At 66.9% G+C, this 14,215-nt stretch carries 12 protein-coding genes; 6 read left to right on the forward strand and 6 right to left on the reverse strand.

Going from position 1 to position 14,215, the window contains the following annotated elements; translation table 11 throughout:
• Positions 1-207: 207 nt before the first annotated feature.
• Positions 208-1,062, forward strand: coding sequence for an MBL fold metallo-hydrolase (locus MF607_RS19300; RefSeq protein WP_242121794.1), 855 nt, complete (start codon positions 208-210; stop codon positions 1,060-1,062).
• Here the strand turns inward: MF607_RS19300 and MF607_RS19305 are convergent.
• On the reverse strand, positions 1,059-2,243 hold the full coding sequence (locus MF607_RS19305; protein WP_242121795.1) for a Fic family protein: 1,185 nt from the start codon (positions 2,241-2,243) through the stop codon (positions 1,059-1,061). The two genes, MF607_RS19300 and MF607_RS19305, sit on opposite strands and share 4 nt — an antisense overlap.
• Before the next feature lie 196 nt (positions 2,244-2,439).
• Between MF607_RS19305 and MF607_RS19310 the strand changes: the two genes are divergently transcribed.
• Positions 2,440-4,929, forward strand: coding sequence for a TonB-dependent receptor (locus MF607_RS19310; RefSeq protein ID WP_242121796.1), 2,490 nt, complete (start codon positions 2,440-2,442; stop codon positions 4,927-4,929).
• 38 nt (positions 4,930-4,967) lie between these two features.
• Here MF607_RS19310 and MF607_RS19315 read toward each other — a convergent pair whose 3' ends face one another.
• The 3 genes from MF607_RS19315 to MF607_RS19325 form a co-directional block, all read right to left on the reverse strand.
• On the reverse strand, positions 4,968-6,005 hold the full coding sequence (locus MF607_RS19315) for a GSU2403 family nucleotidyltransferase fold protein (protein ID WP_242121797.1): 1,038 nt from the start codon (positions 6,003-6,005) through the stop codon (positions 4,968-4,970).
• Positions 6,006-6,082: 77 nt separating this feature from the next.
• Positions 6,083-7,201 carry a GGDEF domain-containing protein gene (locus MF607_RS19320; RefSeq protein ID WP_242121798.1) on the reverse strand — a complete coding sequence of 373 codons (1,119 nt, stop codon included), beginning with the start codon at positions 7,199-7,201 and terminating at the stop codon, positions 6,083-6,085.
• Between the two features lie 336 nt (positions 7,202-7,537).
• A complete protein-coding gene (locus tag MF607_RS19325) occupies positions 7,538-7,858 on the reverse strand; it encodes a helix-turn-helix domain-containing protein (RefSeq protein ID WP_242121799.1) in 321 nt (106 codons plus the stop codon).
• A 444-nt stretch (positions 7,859-8,302) separates the two neighbouring features.
• On the opposite strand from MF607_RS19325, the gene MF607_RS19330 reads away from it, so the two are divergent.
• Complete coding sequence (locus MF607_RS19330) at positions 8,303-9,640, forward strand: ABC1 kinase family protein (protein WP_242121800.1); 1,338 nt, start codon at positions 8,303-8,305, stop codon at positions 9,638-9,640.
• A 345-nt stretch (positions 9,641-9,985) separates the two neighbouring features.
• Here MF607_RS19330 and MF607_RS19335 read toward each other — a convergent pair whose 3' ends face one another.
• Positions 9,986-10,219, reverse strand: a complete 234-nt coding sequence (locus MF607_RS19335) for a hypothetical protein (protein WP_242121801.1) — start codon at positions 10,217-10,219, stop codon at positions 9,986-9,988.
• Positions 10,220-10,285: 66 nt separating this feature from the next.
• Between MF607_RS19335 and MF607_RS19340 the strand changes: the two genes are divergently transcribed.
• The 3 genes from MF607_RS19340 (at position 10,286) to MF607_RS19350 (ending at position 12,786) form a co-directional block, all read left to right on the forward strand.
• Positions 10,286-10,447, forward strand: coding sequence for a hypothetical protein (locus tag MF607_RS19340; RefSeq protein ID WP_242121802.1), 162 nt, complete (start codon positions 10,286-10,288; stop codon positions 10,445-10,447).
• Between the two features lie 180 nt (positions 10,448-10,627).
• A complete protein-coding gene (locus tag MF607_RS19345) occupies positions 10,628-12,001 on the forward strand; it encodes a tetratricopeptide repeat protein (RefSeq protein WP_242121803.1) in 1,374 nt (457 codons plus the stop codon).
• A gap of 140 nt (positions 12,002-12,141) precedes the next feature.
• A complete protein-coding gene (locus MF607_RS19350) occupies positions 12,142-12,786 on the forward strand; it encodes a helix-turn-helix transcriptional regulator (RefSeq protein WP_242121804.1) in 645 nt (214 codons plus the stop codon).
• Between the two features lie 49 nt (positions 12,787-12,835).
• Here MF607_RS19350 and MF607_RS19355 read toward each other — a convergent pair whose 3' ends face one another.
• Complete coding sequence (locus MF607_RS19355; protein ID WP_242121805.1) at positions 12,836-14,002, reverse strand: nucleotide sugar dehydrogenase; 1,167 nt, start codon at positions 14,000-14,002, stop codon at positions 12,836-12,838.
• Positions 14,003-14,215: the final 213 nt, after the last annotated feature.

Here is a 14,215-nt window from a genome sequence, read left to right on the forward strand (position 1 = left end):
GCCGCTGGCGCGGAGGGACTGTGTCCCAAACGCAACCCCTTTGCGTGCTTTGCGCCTTTGCGCGAACCAACACCTTCTTCTCTCCGCGCCTCCGCGCCTCCGCGTGAACAAACCTTCTTCCTACCCCAGATTAACAAGATTCCCGAACAACCAAAGACACTTATCCACCCCCCACCCGTTGCCCCACCACAAACGGGAGCAACAGACATGCGCATCCACCACCTCAATTGCGGCACCGACTGCCCGCTGGGCGGGGCGCTGTTCGACGGGCGCAGCGTCGGGCCGCTCGGCCAGATCGTCTGCCACTGCCTGCTGATCGAGACCTATGCGCACGGGCTGGCGCTGGTCGATACCGGCTATGGCCTCAAAGACGTCGACCACCCGCATCGCCACCCCGATCCGCGCATCACGGTGCCATGGCGGATGCTGCTCAACATCCGCCTGCGCGAGCACGAGACGGCGATCCGGCAGATCGAGGCGCTGGGCTTCACGGCGAACGACGTGCGCCACATCATCGTCACCCATCTCGATTTCGACCATGCCGGCGGGCTGGAGGATTTCCCGAACGCGACCGTCCACGTCATGCAGCGCGAATATGACGACGCGACCGGCCCGCGCGCCGGCATCGTCGCCCGCAACCGCTGGCGTCCGCGCCAGCTGGACGGGGTGCGCCATTGGCAACGCTATGGCGCGCGCGGCGAGCCGTGGTTCGGCTTCGATGCGGTCCGCGACCTGACCGGGCTGCCCCCCGAACTCCTGCTGGTGCCGCTACCCGGCCACACCTGGGGCCATGCCGGCGTCGCGATCCGCCGCGATGACGGCCGCTGGCTGCTCCATGCCGGCGACGCCTATTTCTATCGCGGCGAGATGCGATCGGCCCGCCGCCGCTGCACCCCCGGCCTGCGCGCCTACCAACGACTGATGGAGGTCGACGCGCGCAGCCGCATCGACAACCAGTCCCGCCTGCGCGCCCTATCGATCGACCGCCGCGACGAGGTGACCGTCACCTGCACCCACGACCCCGTCGAACTGGAGCGCGCACAGGCGGGGCGGCCGCTTTAATCCACGATCGGCTCCACCCCGAACGGCCGGTTGAGCACCTGCAACACCTCCTGCGCCACGAACATTCGGTTGCGGCGATAGCCGGTCCGCTCGACCAGCACCCCCGCCGCGACCAGCTGCGCGATCGCCGCATTCGCCGCCGGGGCCGATACGCCGAGCCGTTCGCCGAGCCGCCGCGTGGTAATCACCGGATAGTCGGGCAGCAGGTCGAGCGCGCGCAACGCCGCCGACTTGTCGCGATAGCGCCGCCGCGCCCGCCACCTGTCCCCAAGCCCGACCAGCGCTGCGCGCGTCGCCATCAGCTCGTCGACCGTACCGCTGATCGCATCGGCCATGAACGCGACCATCGCAGCCCAGTCGAGCCGCTGCTGCGCCGCCTTCAGCGCATCGTAATAGGCCGGCTTATGCGCCTCGATATAGGGCGACAGGTATAGCGGCACCTTGCCATCGGCGGCCATCATCAGCGGCAGCAACAGCCGCCCGACCCGACCATTGCCGTCGCGATAGGGGTGCACCGCCTCGAAATGGGCATGGGCGATCGCCATCCGCGCGATCAGGCTCTGGGTCATGACCTGCATCCCTTCGGCCCGCAGATAGGCGATGCTGTCGTCCAGACACGCCGGCACCCGCGCTGGCGGGGCGGGATTGTAGAGCGAATAGGCGATGTCGCGCACCCCGCCGATCCACACCACCCGGTCGCGCAGCACCCCCGGCACGTCGCCATAATCGGGGTCGCTCCGCATTGCCGCCCGGTGCAGTTCGGCGATTAGCTCGCGCGTGAAGATCGCCGGCTGCTGCGCCGCCGCCTGCGGCACGATCCGGTCGAGGATCAGCGCATAGTCGCGGACCTGTCGCGCCGCGTCGCGCCGCTCGTCGCCTGCTTCCTCCTCCAGCGTCAGCAGTTCGTCGAGCGTGCTGTGCGTCCCCTCGATCGACGAACTGCTCACCGCCTCGCGCCGGCTGAGCAGGCGGCTGACCGGATAGGGATCGCCCATCTGCCCGGCCAGCATATCAATCCGCGCCAGCGCCTCGGTCGCGCGCTGGTGGCTGGCCAGCCCCTGCCCCAGCGGCACGGCGTCCTCGGGCGGGGGCGGCGGGACCACGCCATAATGCGCCGCATAGGGGGCGGGCAGGCGTTCGAGCCGCTGGCGGATCGCATGGCACAGGTCGTCGCGGCGCATCGTCAGCCTATATCATGGCCGCCATAGCCTATCCATGATAAAGGTTATTGGATCAACCTTGCGCAAGAACCGGATGGTTGAACCCTTGGCGAAGGGTATCGCCGCCCAAGCAAAACTACCCCCACCCTAAATCCCCACTCTGTTGCTCGGCAATGCTACCTCCGCCATTCTCCCACTCAATACAGGGAGATTACGCATGGCATTGTCGTTGGCGCTGATTCTGGCGCAGGTCGCTACCCCGGTGGCGCCCGAACCGGTCGCGCCCGCCACCGCCACGCCGGAAACCCCGTCCGAGGCACCGGACGCGCAGGACAATGCGCGCCCCGACACCGGCCGCCTCGCCCCCGCGCAGGGCGGTGGGGAGATCGTCGTCACCGCGCGGCGCCGCGTCGAAACCGTGCAGAGCGTGCCGATCGCCATCTCGGTCATCGGCGGCACGACGCTGGCCGATACCGGCGCGTACAACGTCAACCGCCTGACCCAGCTGCAACCGACGCTGCAATTCTATTCGACCAACCCGCGCAATTCCGCTGCCAATATCCGGGGGTTGGGCGCGCCGTTCGGCCTGACCAACGACGGTATCGAACAGGGCGTCGGCATCTATGTCGACGGCGTCTATTACAGCCGCATTGCCTCTGCGACGTTCGACTTCACCGACACCGAACGCATCGAGATCCTGCGCGGGCCGCAGGGCACGCTCTATGGCAAGAACACCACGGCGGGCGCGATCAACATCACCACCCGCAAGCCCAGCTTCACCCCCGAAGCGCGCGTGGAACTGACCACCGGCAATTACGACTTCATCCAGGCCAAGGCATCCGCCTCCGGCCCGCTCGTCGATGGCAAACTGGCCGCGCGCATCTCCGCCTCGGTCACCTCGCGGCGCGGGACGATCCGCAACACCGTGCTCGGCGGCTATGCCAATGCGCAGGATAACCAGAGCGTGCGCGGCCAGCTGCTGTGGACGCCCGCGCCCAATCTCGACGTGACGCTGTACGGCGATTACGGCCACCAGAACCCCGATTGCTGCGCGCAGATCTATGTCCGCACCGGCACGACGCAGCGTCCGCTGAACCGGCAATATGCCGCGCTCGCCGGTGCGTTCGGCTATGCCCCACCCTCGACCAACGCCTTCGACCGGCTGACCGACCTCGACACGCCATTGCGCGCGCGACAGGAGCTGGGCGGCGTCTCGCTGGTCGGCAATCTCGACCTTGGCGGCGCGACGGTGACCTCGGTCAGCGCGTGGCGTTTCTGGGACTGGGATCCGTCGAACGACCGCGATTTCACCGGGCTGCCGATCACCACCGTGTCGGCCAATCCGTCGCAGCAGCGCCAGTGGAGCCAGGAACTGCGCGTCGCCTCGAACGGCAAGCGCGCGATCGATTACGTCGCCGGCCTGTTCTATTTCCACCAGACCATCGATACGCAGGGGTTGCAGGTCCAGGGGCCGGCCGCCTCGCGCTTCCTGCTCAACCCCGGCAATGTCGCGCCGGGCAGCGCCGGCTGCGCCACCGCGACGGCGGCGGCCTGCAACCCGGCGGTGCTGAACGGCCTGACCGCGCGCAACACCATCGGTTTCTCGAATACCAGCGCGGCAGTGTTCGGCAAGGCAACGTGGCACATCACCGACGCACTCTCGATCGCGCCGGGCGTGCGCGTCAATTACGACAAGAAGACCGGGTCGTACGTCTCGGTCGTCACCACCGGCAGCGGATCGACGACGCTCACCAACGACCAGCGCGGCGTGCTCGCCCCGCAGCGTTACGAGCCCGATTTCGACGACTGGAACGTGTCGGGCGACGTCACCCTCGCCTATGACGTGGCGCGCGATATCCATGCCTATGCGACCTATGCGCGCAGCTATAAGTCGGGCGGCATCAACCTGTCGGGCCTGCCGCTGGATGGCAGCAACAACCCGATCCTTGCGGCGGCGCAGGTCAAGCCCGAACAGGTCAATCATTACGAACTGGGTGTGAAGACCCAGTGGCTCGACCGGCGGATCACCGCCAACCTCGCCGCCTTCTGGACCGATATCAGCGATTATCAGGCGACGGTGACCAACGGACAGCTGGGCGTTCTGCGCGGCTATCTCGCCAATGCAGAGGCGGTGCGCACCCGCGGTGTCGAGCTCGACACCGCCTTCCGCCCGACCGAGCGGCTCAACCTCTACGCCAACGCGGCGTACACCGATGCGAAATACGTCCGCTTCGTCGACGCCCCCTGCCCGCCCGAATTGTCGGGCGGCACCACGGCGGCGGCGGGCCAGTCGCCCAGTGCGCCGGGCACGCCGGGCGGGATCAGCCCGTCGGCCTGCGACGTATCGGGACAGCGGCTGCCCGGCATCTCGAAATGGGCGTTCAGCTATGGCGCCGAATATGCCCTGCCTGCCAAGATCGGGACCACCGACGGCAATGCCTATCTCGGCTTCGACGGCAGCTATCGCTCGCGCTTCTCGTCCAACCCGTCGCCCTCGGCCTATACCTATATCGACGGCTACAGCCTCGCGAACTTCCGCTTGGGCTATCGCGCCGATGCCGGATGGAACGCGTTCCTGTGGCTGCGCAACGCCTTCGACCAGAATTACTACGAACTGCTCGCGACCCAGTCGGGCAATACCGGCCTGATCGTCGGCCAACCCGGCGACCCGCGGACGTACGGCGTGACGATCTCGGCGTCGTTCTGAGGATAGGGCGCGATCCGGTAATGCCCGGATCGCGCCGTTCATTCGTCCCAACCTTCCCCCGAACCACCGGCAAACGACGCGACCAGATCGGCCCCCGGCGCCAGCACCGCCGCCGGCACGGCGGTGAGTACCGGATCGTCGAACCGCATTCCCGGCAGCCGGGTCGCCAGCATCTCGGCCAGCGTATGTGCCTGATGCCGGTCGCGCCGCTGCTTCATCACCTCGCGATCGTTGCGACCCGCAACCCACAGCTTGTGGCACAGGAACGCGCGGGGATCGGGCACGATCAGCAGCAGCGGAAACCCCTGTTCGTCGATGGTGATCCGCTCGATCACCGGTACGTTTTCCAACCATGCCAGCCCGGCAATCTCCACCGCCGCCAGATCGTCGTCGCGCTCGCCGATCCGCGCCTGCGACCGTGGGACGGTCGCAAAGCGCGCGGCGGGCGTAATCAGGTCGACCATATAGCCGGCATTGTTGACCGCCCGGAAACTGCCCGGCGCGCTGGCGCGAAAGCTCTTGTCCAGTCCTTGTAACAGTCCGATCAGTCCGTCGGCCTGCATCGTGCCGACCATCTTCAGCGACACCCGCGCGTCGTACAGGATGTCGATGTCCATCGTGGTCATCGCTTCCTCGCCGAACTGCACGGCCCCCATCGCCTCATAGGCGTAGAGGGCGTGCGTGCCGACGATCTTCAGCCCGCCCCCCAGCAACCGCTCACGGTCGAGCCGACGGATGATCCGCGCGGACAGTACCGGCACCCGGCCCAGGCGCATCGCCCGGTTGACCGGTGCCATTTCGCGCAGCCGCTGATCGAGCATCTCGCGTCGCACACGCAACGCGTCGCGCCCCTGATGAAAGGCGGCATGCGCTTCCCGGGTACGATCATCCTCGGGGCCCAGGCTTTTCCACGTATCGCCCGTCTTGCGGTACAGATAGGTCCGGTCCTTGACCGTCTTCCACGACATCGCCCCGGCAAAACGTGTCGCCAGTTCGCGGGTCGTGTCGCGATAGGTGGCGTAAAGCTGCTCGCAATCGATCCATTGCCGGGTCTGTTGTGCGGTCAGGTCTAACATGACCGCATCGTTATCCCTTTTTCGAAAAATTCCAATGTAAAAGGGATAACTGGTAGCGCAACGTCAACCCACCTGCATCACGCCGCTTCGGCAAGCGCGGCATGGTCGACCACCCGGTTGCGCCCGCCATGTTTGGCGGCATAGAGCGCGGCATCGGCCTGCGCGATCAGCGTTTCCCAGCTCGCGCCGCCCCGGCCGGTCCGGCTGCACCTCAGGCTGATCGTACAGCGGATTTCGTAGCCCTCGGCGACGACGATCGGCGTCGCCTCGATCGCCGAACGGACGCGCTCGGCCAGATCGGCGACGACAACAGGCGATGCGGTGCCGAGCAGAATCATGAACTCCTTGCCGCCGACCCGACCGACCAGATCGCCCGGCCGCACGGTTTCGCCGATCCGCTTCGCCACCATCGCCAGCACCGCATCGCCCGCCGGATGCCCCCAGCGGTCGTTGACCTGCTTGAAATGATCGATGTCGAGCAGGATCAGCACCACATCGCCCCCGTTGCGGTCGGGCGCGGCGATGCGCTGCGTGCCCGCCTCCCACATCACCCGCCGGTTCGATAGGCCGGTCAGCGTGTCGCAATTGGCATAGCGGATCAGCCGTTCGTCGAGCTGCCGTGCGATCATCCATAACAGGCAGATCGCGATCACCCACGACAGCAGCAGCCGGACGACCAGCGCCACGACCGAACTGATTTCGAACGCATGCATATCCTGCGTTTCGATCAGCACCGGCACCGCGCGCATCGCCATCGTCGCGGCCCAGGCGAAATGGAATATCGCCGCCAGCCTGGCCGGCGGGCGATGCGACGCATCGGCATGGCGCCACAATGCAAGCCCGGTGGCGACCGTCAACGGGCCGCGCACCGCGACGCCGACGATCAGCATGACGCTGTAATCGGGCACCGGCCGTGACAGGGCATAGGCCACTTCGCCGACCGCGATCACCACCGCGACCGCGATCGGCCAATTCTCACGCGCGGGGCGGCCGAACAACCGGTTCGTCGCGACCAGCGACAGCGCGATCCCGGCATCGATCGCCAGGTTCGCGATCAACTGCCCCCGCGGCACCACCAGTCCGACGATATTGGACGCCAGCATCATGAAACCGATGCTCAACACCCCATAGGCCGCCCCCCAGTACAACAGACTGTCCGACCGCGTCAGGTAATTGGTAACGCGCCAGAAACCCAAAAAACAGCAATGCGGTCGCAAGCGACGTCAACCCGTTGGCAAAAAACATCGTCGTCAGATCGATCGGATGGGCCGGGATTTGCATATCCTGCCAATAGACATACAGGATTAAGAATTTGTACTACATCCTTTGCAGGTGACGACCGGTCGCGATTACTTGGTGTTGCCGAACCGCCATCGTCGCGCCTGACAAGTCGGTGCGAGGGGCATTTCGCCTCTGCCCGAGGCAGGTCATGTAGGGAAGGACCGGGTCATCCTACCCCGATTAAGGGCCTGATCAGCAATAGCCGCCTAACAGCTTAGACACGCCTACATGTCGACATCCCGATCACCACCCTAACGACCGGTCAGCGCATAATCCTGTACCAGCACCCCGGCAGGAACATGCCACGCTTCCGAAATCGCCCGGATCATCGGCAGCGTCAGCGCCCGGCGGCGACTCAGTATCTCGGTCGCATGCGACTGCCCGATCAGCGCGGCTAGTTGGGCACGGGTATAACCGTTCATTTCCATCGCCGCCTCGATCGCCCGCACCGGATCGAGCGGTTCGATCGGCCAGCGCTGCCGTTCATAGGTTTCGACCAGTGTCACCAGCACGTCGAGCCGGTCGCCCGCTTCAGTCCCCTCCTCGGCACCCCCATAACGTTTCGATCTCACGCAGCGCATCCTCATGATCGGCATCGCTGCGGATCGGGCGAATATGCATGGTCGCATCTCCTTCCATCAAAACAGGCTCACCGTCAGGTCTCACGTGGTCCGGCACATTATCCCGTTTCTGGTCCGTTTTTCATGGAAAAGGGATAATGGCTTACGCGAAGGCACGAAGGGCGAAGAAGATAGAGATCGCGCAGAGGCGCAGAGGGGTTGCGATCCGGGTGAGCGTTCGCGATCGGGAGACACCTCTCCCCCCGCTGACAAGTAGCTGAAGGCCGCGTGCGCGGGATGACATCCGCCAGAGACGCGCCCCCTCCGCGCCTCCGCGCCTCTGCGCGAACCAATCTTCCTTTTCCTTCGCGTCTTCGCGCCTTCGCGTGAACCAACCTTCTTCAGCGCCGTCCCCCACGCACGGGAACCCAACGCCACCCCACTCGCTCCGCCCGCATGACCGACGAACCCACCCGCCCCGGCCGCGCCGTTCCCTCGGGCCGCCTGTCGCGCCTGTCCGGTTTCGGCCGCTTGGCCGGCGGCATCGCCGGAGGCGTGCTGGCCGAAGGGGCGCGGCGACTGGCGAGCGGGGAGCGCCCGCGCATGGGCGACCTGATCCTCACCCCCGCCAATGCCAAGCGCATGGCCGACCGCCTCTCGCACCTGCGCGGGGCGGCGATGAAGCTGGGGCAGATGATCTCGATGGACGCGGGCGACCTGTTGCCGCCCGAACTCGCCACCATTCTCGCGCAACTGCGCAATCAGGGCCAGCCCATGCCGCCCGCCCAGCTCGACCGGCTGCTGATCGCCGAATGGGGGCCTGACTGGCGCAGCAAGCTCGGCAAGTTCGACGCGAAACCGATCGCCGCCGCCTCGATCGGGCAGGTGCACCGGGCCGAGTTGAAGGACGGCCGCCGCCTCGCCGTCAAGGTGCAATATCCGGGCGTCCGCGAAAGCATCGATGCCGATGTCGACAATGTCGCGACGCTGCTGCGCGTGTCCAACCTGTTGCCGCGCGGCCTCGACCTCAAACCGCTGCTCGCCGAGGCCAAGCGCCAATTGGCCGACGAAGCCAATTATCTGCGCGAGGCCGACGCCATGCGCCGCTATGGCGAGCGGCTCGCCGGCGACCCGCGCTATGTCGTGCCGGCACCAGTCGATGCGCTGACCACGCCCCGCATCCTGACCATGGACTATATTGACGGCACCCCGATCGAGGGGCTGGCGACCGCACCACAACCCACGCGCGACGCGGCGATGACCGCGATGATCGACCTGGTCCTGCGCGAGTTGTTCGAATTCGCCGAAATGCAGACCGACCCCAATTTCGCGAACTATCGCTGGCAGGCGGACAGCGGCCGCATCGTCCTGCTCGATTTCGGCGCGACGCGGCCCGTGCCGCCCGACACCGCCGACGCGTATCGCCGCCTGATCGCCGCCGGCCTCGCCCACGATCGCGACACGATCCGCGACGTGGCGGTCGAGACCGGCTTTCTCGGCGAAGCGGCAGTCGCGGCCCATCGCGGCGCCGTCGACCGGATCATCGCCGCGATCGACGACGCGATGGCCCGCCCCGGCCCCTTCGACTTCGGCGACCGCGCCTTCGTGCCGGTGGTCCGCGAGGAAGCCCGCGCATTGGCTACCGATCGCACGACATGGCATGTGCCCCATGTCGAAACCCTGTTCGTCCAGCGCAAGATCAGCGGCACCGCGCTATTGGGAGCGAGGCTGAAGGCGCGGGTCGACGTACAGGGCATGGCAGCAAAGGCAACGGGTCGACCTGTCGATATGTAGACTATCTCAGTAGCGTCGCTTCCGGTCGAACCAGACGTCATCCCAGCGAAGGCTGGGATCTCCGGTGATAGCGTGCAGCAGGAGCCGCGTGAGGCCCCAGCCTTCGCTGGGGCGACGCTTCCGGTCGGAAGGTCGCATCGATCGCGCGCTATACGCCCCTGGAGCCGATCGACATTCGGTCCGCCGCGCAGGACTATGACCGACGGACGCCCTATCGTCACTCCCGCGCAGGCGGGAGTCCATATGCGCCGAGGTCGCCAATCCACCCGAAACGGTAGCGGCTATGGATTCCCGCCTGCGCGGGAATGACGAAAATACCTTGAAATCGCTAAATATCGATCGGTCCTAGTCCTTCAGATAGCGCAGGCTGTTGCCGTACCGCATATTGATCTCGGCCCGTAACGCCTCCCGATCGACACCAGTTCGAGGCATCGCCTGATATTTCGCCTCGAGCCGATCGAACACTTCCTCGGCCGGGCTGGTGCGACCGGCATCGGCATCGGCCAGCCCCCGCGCGATCGCTGCGTCCATCCGGGCGAGATCATCGCTTGCATCACCGCCTTCTGGCTTCGTCGTCATGGCGATCTCCATTGCTTGACCGGTCCGTCTTTCCGATCCGATTCCGACAGGATAGCCTGCCGCCCCATGTCCGCCAACGACACACCGCCCCCCGCCGACGCTGCCCCGCTGGCAGCTCTCAACGCCTCGATCGCCCAAAGTCTCGCCGAAATGCGGAACGGTGGCGGCATCGACCTCGACCTTGTCGTCGAGCGGATCCTTACCAACCTGCAGACGCAGGCCACATAACCCTTTCCTACACGCCCCGCCCCCGTCATGCTCGGCCGGACCGGCCGGACACCCGTCCCCACCCCCCACACCATGCGTTGCGTGGCAACTTCGCCACCTTTGCTGGACGGTCCACTGCGTACCTAGTATCGAGTAGGAACGCGCCGCAGAGCGCCGGAAAAACCGGGGGGTGGCAACACGATGGCGCAGGTCGGGGAGCCGGCACGACGGATCGAGGGGTGGAAGTCGATCGCCGCCTATCTCGGCCGCGACCGCTCGACCGCGATCCGCTGGTCGCGGGAACGCGGCTTGCCGGTCCATGCCCTGCCCGGCGGCCGCTCCCGCAGCGTCTATGCACTGGCGCATGAACTCGACGCCTGGATCTCGGGACAGGAGACGCTGCCGCCCGACCCCGCTCCCTCCGAACCATCCCCCACTCCGTCACCTGCGCCAGCCATCGACCCACTGGCGCTGCCCCGCCCCGCCCCCCCGCGGCGCTGGCCGATCGTGCTCGGCGCGCTGGCGCTGCTGGGAGTAAGCATCGCCGCGATCGGCTGGATCGGGCCGAGCGCCGACCGGCTCGACACGGCGACCCATGCCCGCTTCGTCGCCGCGCGCGACGATGTGGCGATGCGCAGCGCGCCCCGGCTGCACGCCGCCATCGCCACGCTGACCCGCCTCGCCCAGGCGCATCCCGGCAATGTCGAGGTGCAGGAGGCACTGGCCGAGGCGTGGCTGCTGACCCGCGAATTCGGATCGGCCTCCGACACGCTCAGCATCGGCCGGGCGCGGGCGGCGGCGGCGGCGGCGCGGGCGATCGACCCGCGCTCGGCGGTCGCCGACCGGGTCGACGGGGTCATCGCCTATTGGTGGGACGGCAAGCCGCAGTTGGCGGGCGAACTGTTCCGCCGTGCCATCGGCCATGCCCCGGGCGATCCGCTGGCGCATCTCTGGTATGCCAATATTCTTGCCGACAATGGCGAGGACCCCGCCGCCCAGCGCGAATTCGACGCCGCGCGCACGCTGGCGCCGGGCGCACCATGGCTGCTCGCCGATTATGGTTGGGGCCTGTGGTCGGCGGGGCGCACCGCGCAGGCGCAGGCACTGCTGACCACCGTCGCCACCCAATATCCGACACTGGCCAGCGTCCATGACGCGCTGAGCGTCACCGCGCTCGCCGAGGGCGATCTTGCCGGCTATGCCCGCCACCTCGCCGCCCGCGCCCGTGCGCGCGGCGAGCCCGAGCTCATCACCTACAGCACCGCGCTCCAGCGGACCATCGACAGCGACCGGCGCGCCGGCAACGGTCCGGCCGCGACCTATGCCGTGATCCTCAGCCGCGCGGTCGCGATCACCCAGAATGACGACTCGCCCGACCATAGCTGGCCCGCCTTCGTCGCGGCGGTGGCGGGTGACCGGGCGACGCTGCTCGCGATCCTGAACAATGCGCGGGCGCGGGGCGAACGATGGGGATCGGCCGGATTCGTCCGCCGCATCCGCGCGCGCTTTGCCGGCGACCGGGCGATCGATGCCGCGCTGACGGCACTGGTACAGCCACGGATCGAACCCGCCTGACCGGGCGATCCGGCTGATTCTTCAACGATTTTGCCGCGCCACCACCCGATGCGACGCTTTGCGACACCTTGCCACCGGACGATTCCGTTGCGGCGGGCATAGCCTTCACCCTTCGGTAACGACCGGTTCGGGGGAGCCATATGACGGGGGTACGCACGGTCGTTTCGACCGAATGGGGGAAGGTCGCGGACCAGGGATCGGGGGATCCCGGCCGCGACCTGTATTGGCAGGGGCGCGTCGATCAGGCGGACGAGGCCGGCGCGCTGATCGACGCCTATGGTCGCATCCTGCGCACGACGCCCGCCTGCGACGCGCTGCTGGTCACCGGCGGCGACGGGGTAGCGCGTTGGACGCTGCTGCCGTGCGAACAGACGCGGATCGATACCGTGCTCGCCCGCGCCATCGCGCGGATCGCGCCGGAGGCGGCGGCGCTGCGCTATCACCCCGCGCCCGGCCGCACGCCGCTGATCCTGATCGCGCGGCCGGTGCCATGGCCGATGCGGCTGCTGCACGCGACGCCCGGCGCGGCGGTGGTATCGCTGATCGACCCGGCCGAACGCCCCGCCCCGGCGACGCAGCTCTGGCGCGAGGCGTTCGACCTGACCCCCAGCGAGGTCGCGCTCGCCGCGCTGCTGATGGCTGGGCATTCGCTGGAATCGGCGGCGGCAGCGCGCGATTGCCGCCAGACGACGCTGCGCGTCCATCTCCGCCACATCTTTGCCAAGACCGGCGTGTCGCGGCAGGCCGATCTGGTCAGCCTGCTGGCGCGAATGGGACGGGGGTAAAAGGCTTCTGCCGCCGCGCTGAACCCCTTGCGCGGCGACGGGGGACCGGTCAGTCCGACCCGAAGATGTCGCGCGTGAACAGCTTGTCGCCGATGTCCGCCAGTTCGGGCGCGGCACGGTTGGCGATCACGACGTCGCAATCGCTCTTGAACGCCTCGAGGTCCTTGACGACCTTCGACCCGAAGAAATTGTCCCCGTCGAGGGTCGGTTCGTACACGACGACCTCGATCCCCTTCGCCTTCACCCGCTTCATAATCCCCTGGATCGACGACTGGCGGAAATTGTCCGATCCCGCCTTCATCGTCAGGCGATAGACGCCGACCTTCTTCGGGCGACGCGCGATGATCTGGTCGGCCAGGAAATCCTTGCGGGTGCGGTTCGCGTCGACGATCGCGCGGATCAGGTTCTGCGGCACTTCCGAATAGTTGGCGAGCAGCTGCTTGGTATCCTTGGGCAGGCAATAGCCGCCATAGCCGAAGCTCGGATTATTGTAGTGCATGCCGACCCGCGGATCGAGGCCGACGCCCTCGATGATCTGCTTGGTGTCCATGCCGCCGGCGATCGCATAGCTGTCGAGTTCGTTGAAGAAGGCGACGCGCATCGCGAGATAGGTGTTGGCGAACAGCTTGATCGCCTCCGCCTCGCGGCTGTCGGTGAAGAGGATCGGTGCATCCTTCTTCTCCGCACCCTGCAGCAGCAGGTCGGCGAAAATCTTCGCGCGCTCCGACCGTTCGCCGACGATGATCCGCGACGGGTGGAGATTGTCGTACAGCGCGCGGCCTTCGCGCAGGAATTCGGGGCTGAACACCACGTTCGGCGCGTTCAGCCGCTGGCGGACCTCGTCGACGAAGCCGACCGGGATGGTCGACTTGACGATGATCGTCGCGTTCGGCGCAGCCGCCGCCGCCTCGATGATGACCGCCTCGACCGAGCTGGTGTTGAACTTGTCGGTATGGACGTCATAATTGGTCGGGGTGGCGACGATCACATAGTCGGCGCCGTCGAGCGCCTGCGCGGCATCGGTGGTCGCGGTCAGGTCGAGCGTGCGTTCGGCGAGGAATCGTTCCAGCTCGGCATCAACGATCGGCGACTTGCGGTCATTGACCAGCGCGACGCGGTCGTCCGAAATGTCGACGGCGACGACCGTGTTGTGCTGCGCGAGCAGCACCGCGTTCGACATGCCGACATAGCCAAGTCCGAAAACCGCGATCTTCATGTTCGTAGCACCCTTTGCCCGCCCGGCGCATCGCCGCATGGAACCCGCCTAGCCCCGGAACGGGCACGCAACAACCCCTTTGGCTGCGACGTCGCACAGGGCGAAGCGCTTCGATCCGGGGCAGGATCGGGTTTTCCGGACCCAAAAATGTTGCATTGCAAAAAGCGATGTCGACCCAAGCGGCCGGTGCCGGGCAGCACCGACCGCTCCCGA

The organism is Sphingomonas lacusdianchii, from assembly GCF_022664395.1.
Taxonomy (GTDB): domain Bacteria; phylum Pseudomonadota; class Alphaproteobacteria; order Sphingomonadales; family Sphingomonadaceae; genus Sphingomonas; species Sphingomonas lacusdianchii.

What these genes read in the sequence shown, in the direction of transcription:
- MF607_RS19315 (WP_242121797.1), bottom strand. Translation starts at nt 6,005, where the DNA reads ATGTTAGACCTGACCGCACAACAGACCCGGCAATGGATCGATTGCGAG.
- MF607_RS19350 (WP_242121804.1), top strand. Translation starts at nt 12,142, where the DNA reads ATGACGGGGGTACGCACGGTCGTTTCGACCGAATGGGGGAAGGTCGCG.
- MF607_RS19300 (WP_242121794.1), top strand. Translation starts at nt 208, where the DNA reads ATGCGCATCCACCACCTCAATTGCGGCACCGACTGCCCGCTGGGCGGG.
- MF607_RS19330 (WP_242121800.1), top strand. Translation starts at nt 8,303, where the DNA reads ATGACCGACGAACCCACCCGCCCCGGCCGCGCCGTTCCCTCGGGCCGC.
- MF607_RS19345 (WP_242121803.1), top strand. Translation starts at nt 10,628, where the DNA reads ATGGCGCAGGTCGGGGAGCCGGCACGACGGATCGAGGGGTGGAAGTCG.
- MF607_RS19310 (WP_242121796.1), top strand. Translation starts at nt 2,440, where the DNA reads ATGGCATTGTCGTTGGCGCTGATTCTGGCGCAGGTCGCTACCCCGGTG.
- MF607_RS19305 (WP_242121795.1), bottom strand. Translation starts at nt 2,243, where the DNA reads ATGCGCCGCGACGACCTGTGCCATGCGATCCGCCAGCGGCTCGAACGC.
- MF607_RS19335 (WP_242121801.1), bottom strand. Translation starts at nt 10,219, where the DNA reads ATGACGACGAAGCCAGAAGGCGGTGATGCAAGCGATGATCTCGCCCGG.
- MF607_RS19340 (WP_242121802.1), top strand. Translation starts at nt 10,286, where the DNA reads ATGTCCGCCAACGACACACCGCCCCCCGCCGACGCTGCCCCGCTGGCA.
- MF607_RS19355 (WP_242121805.1), bottom strand. Translation starts at nt 14,002, where the DNA reads ATGAAGATCGCGGTTTTCGGACTTGGCTATGTCGGCATGTCGAACGCG.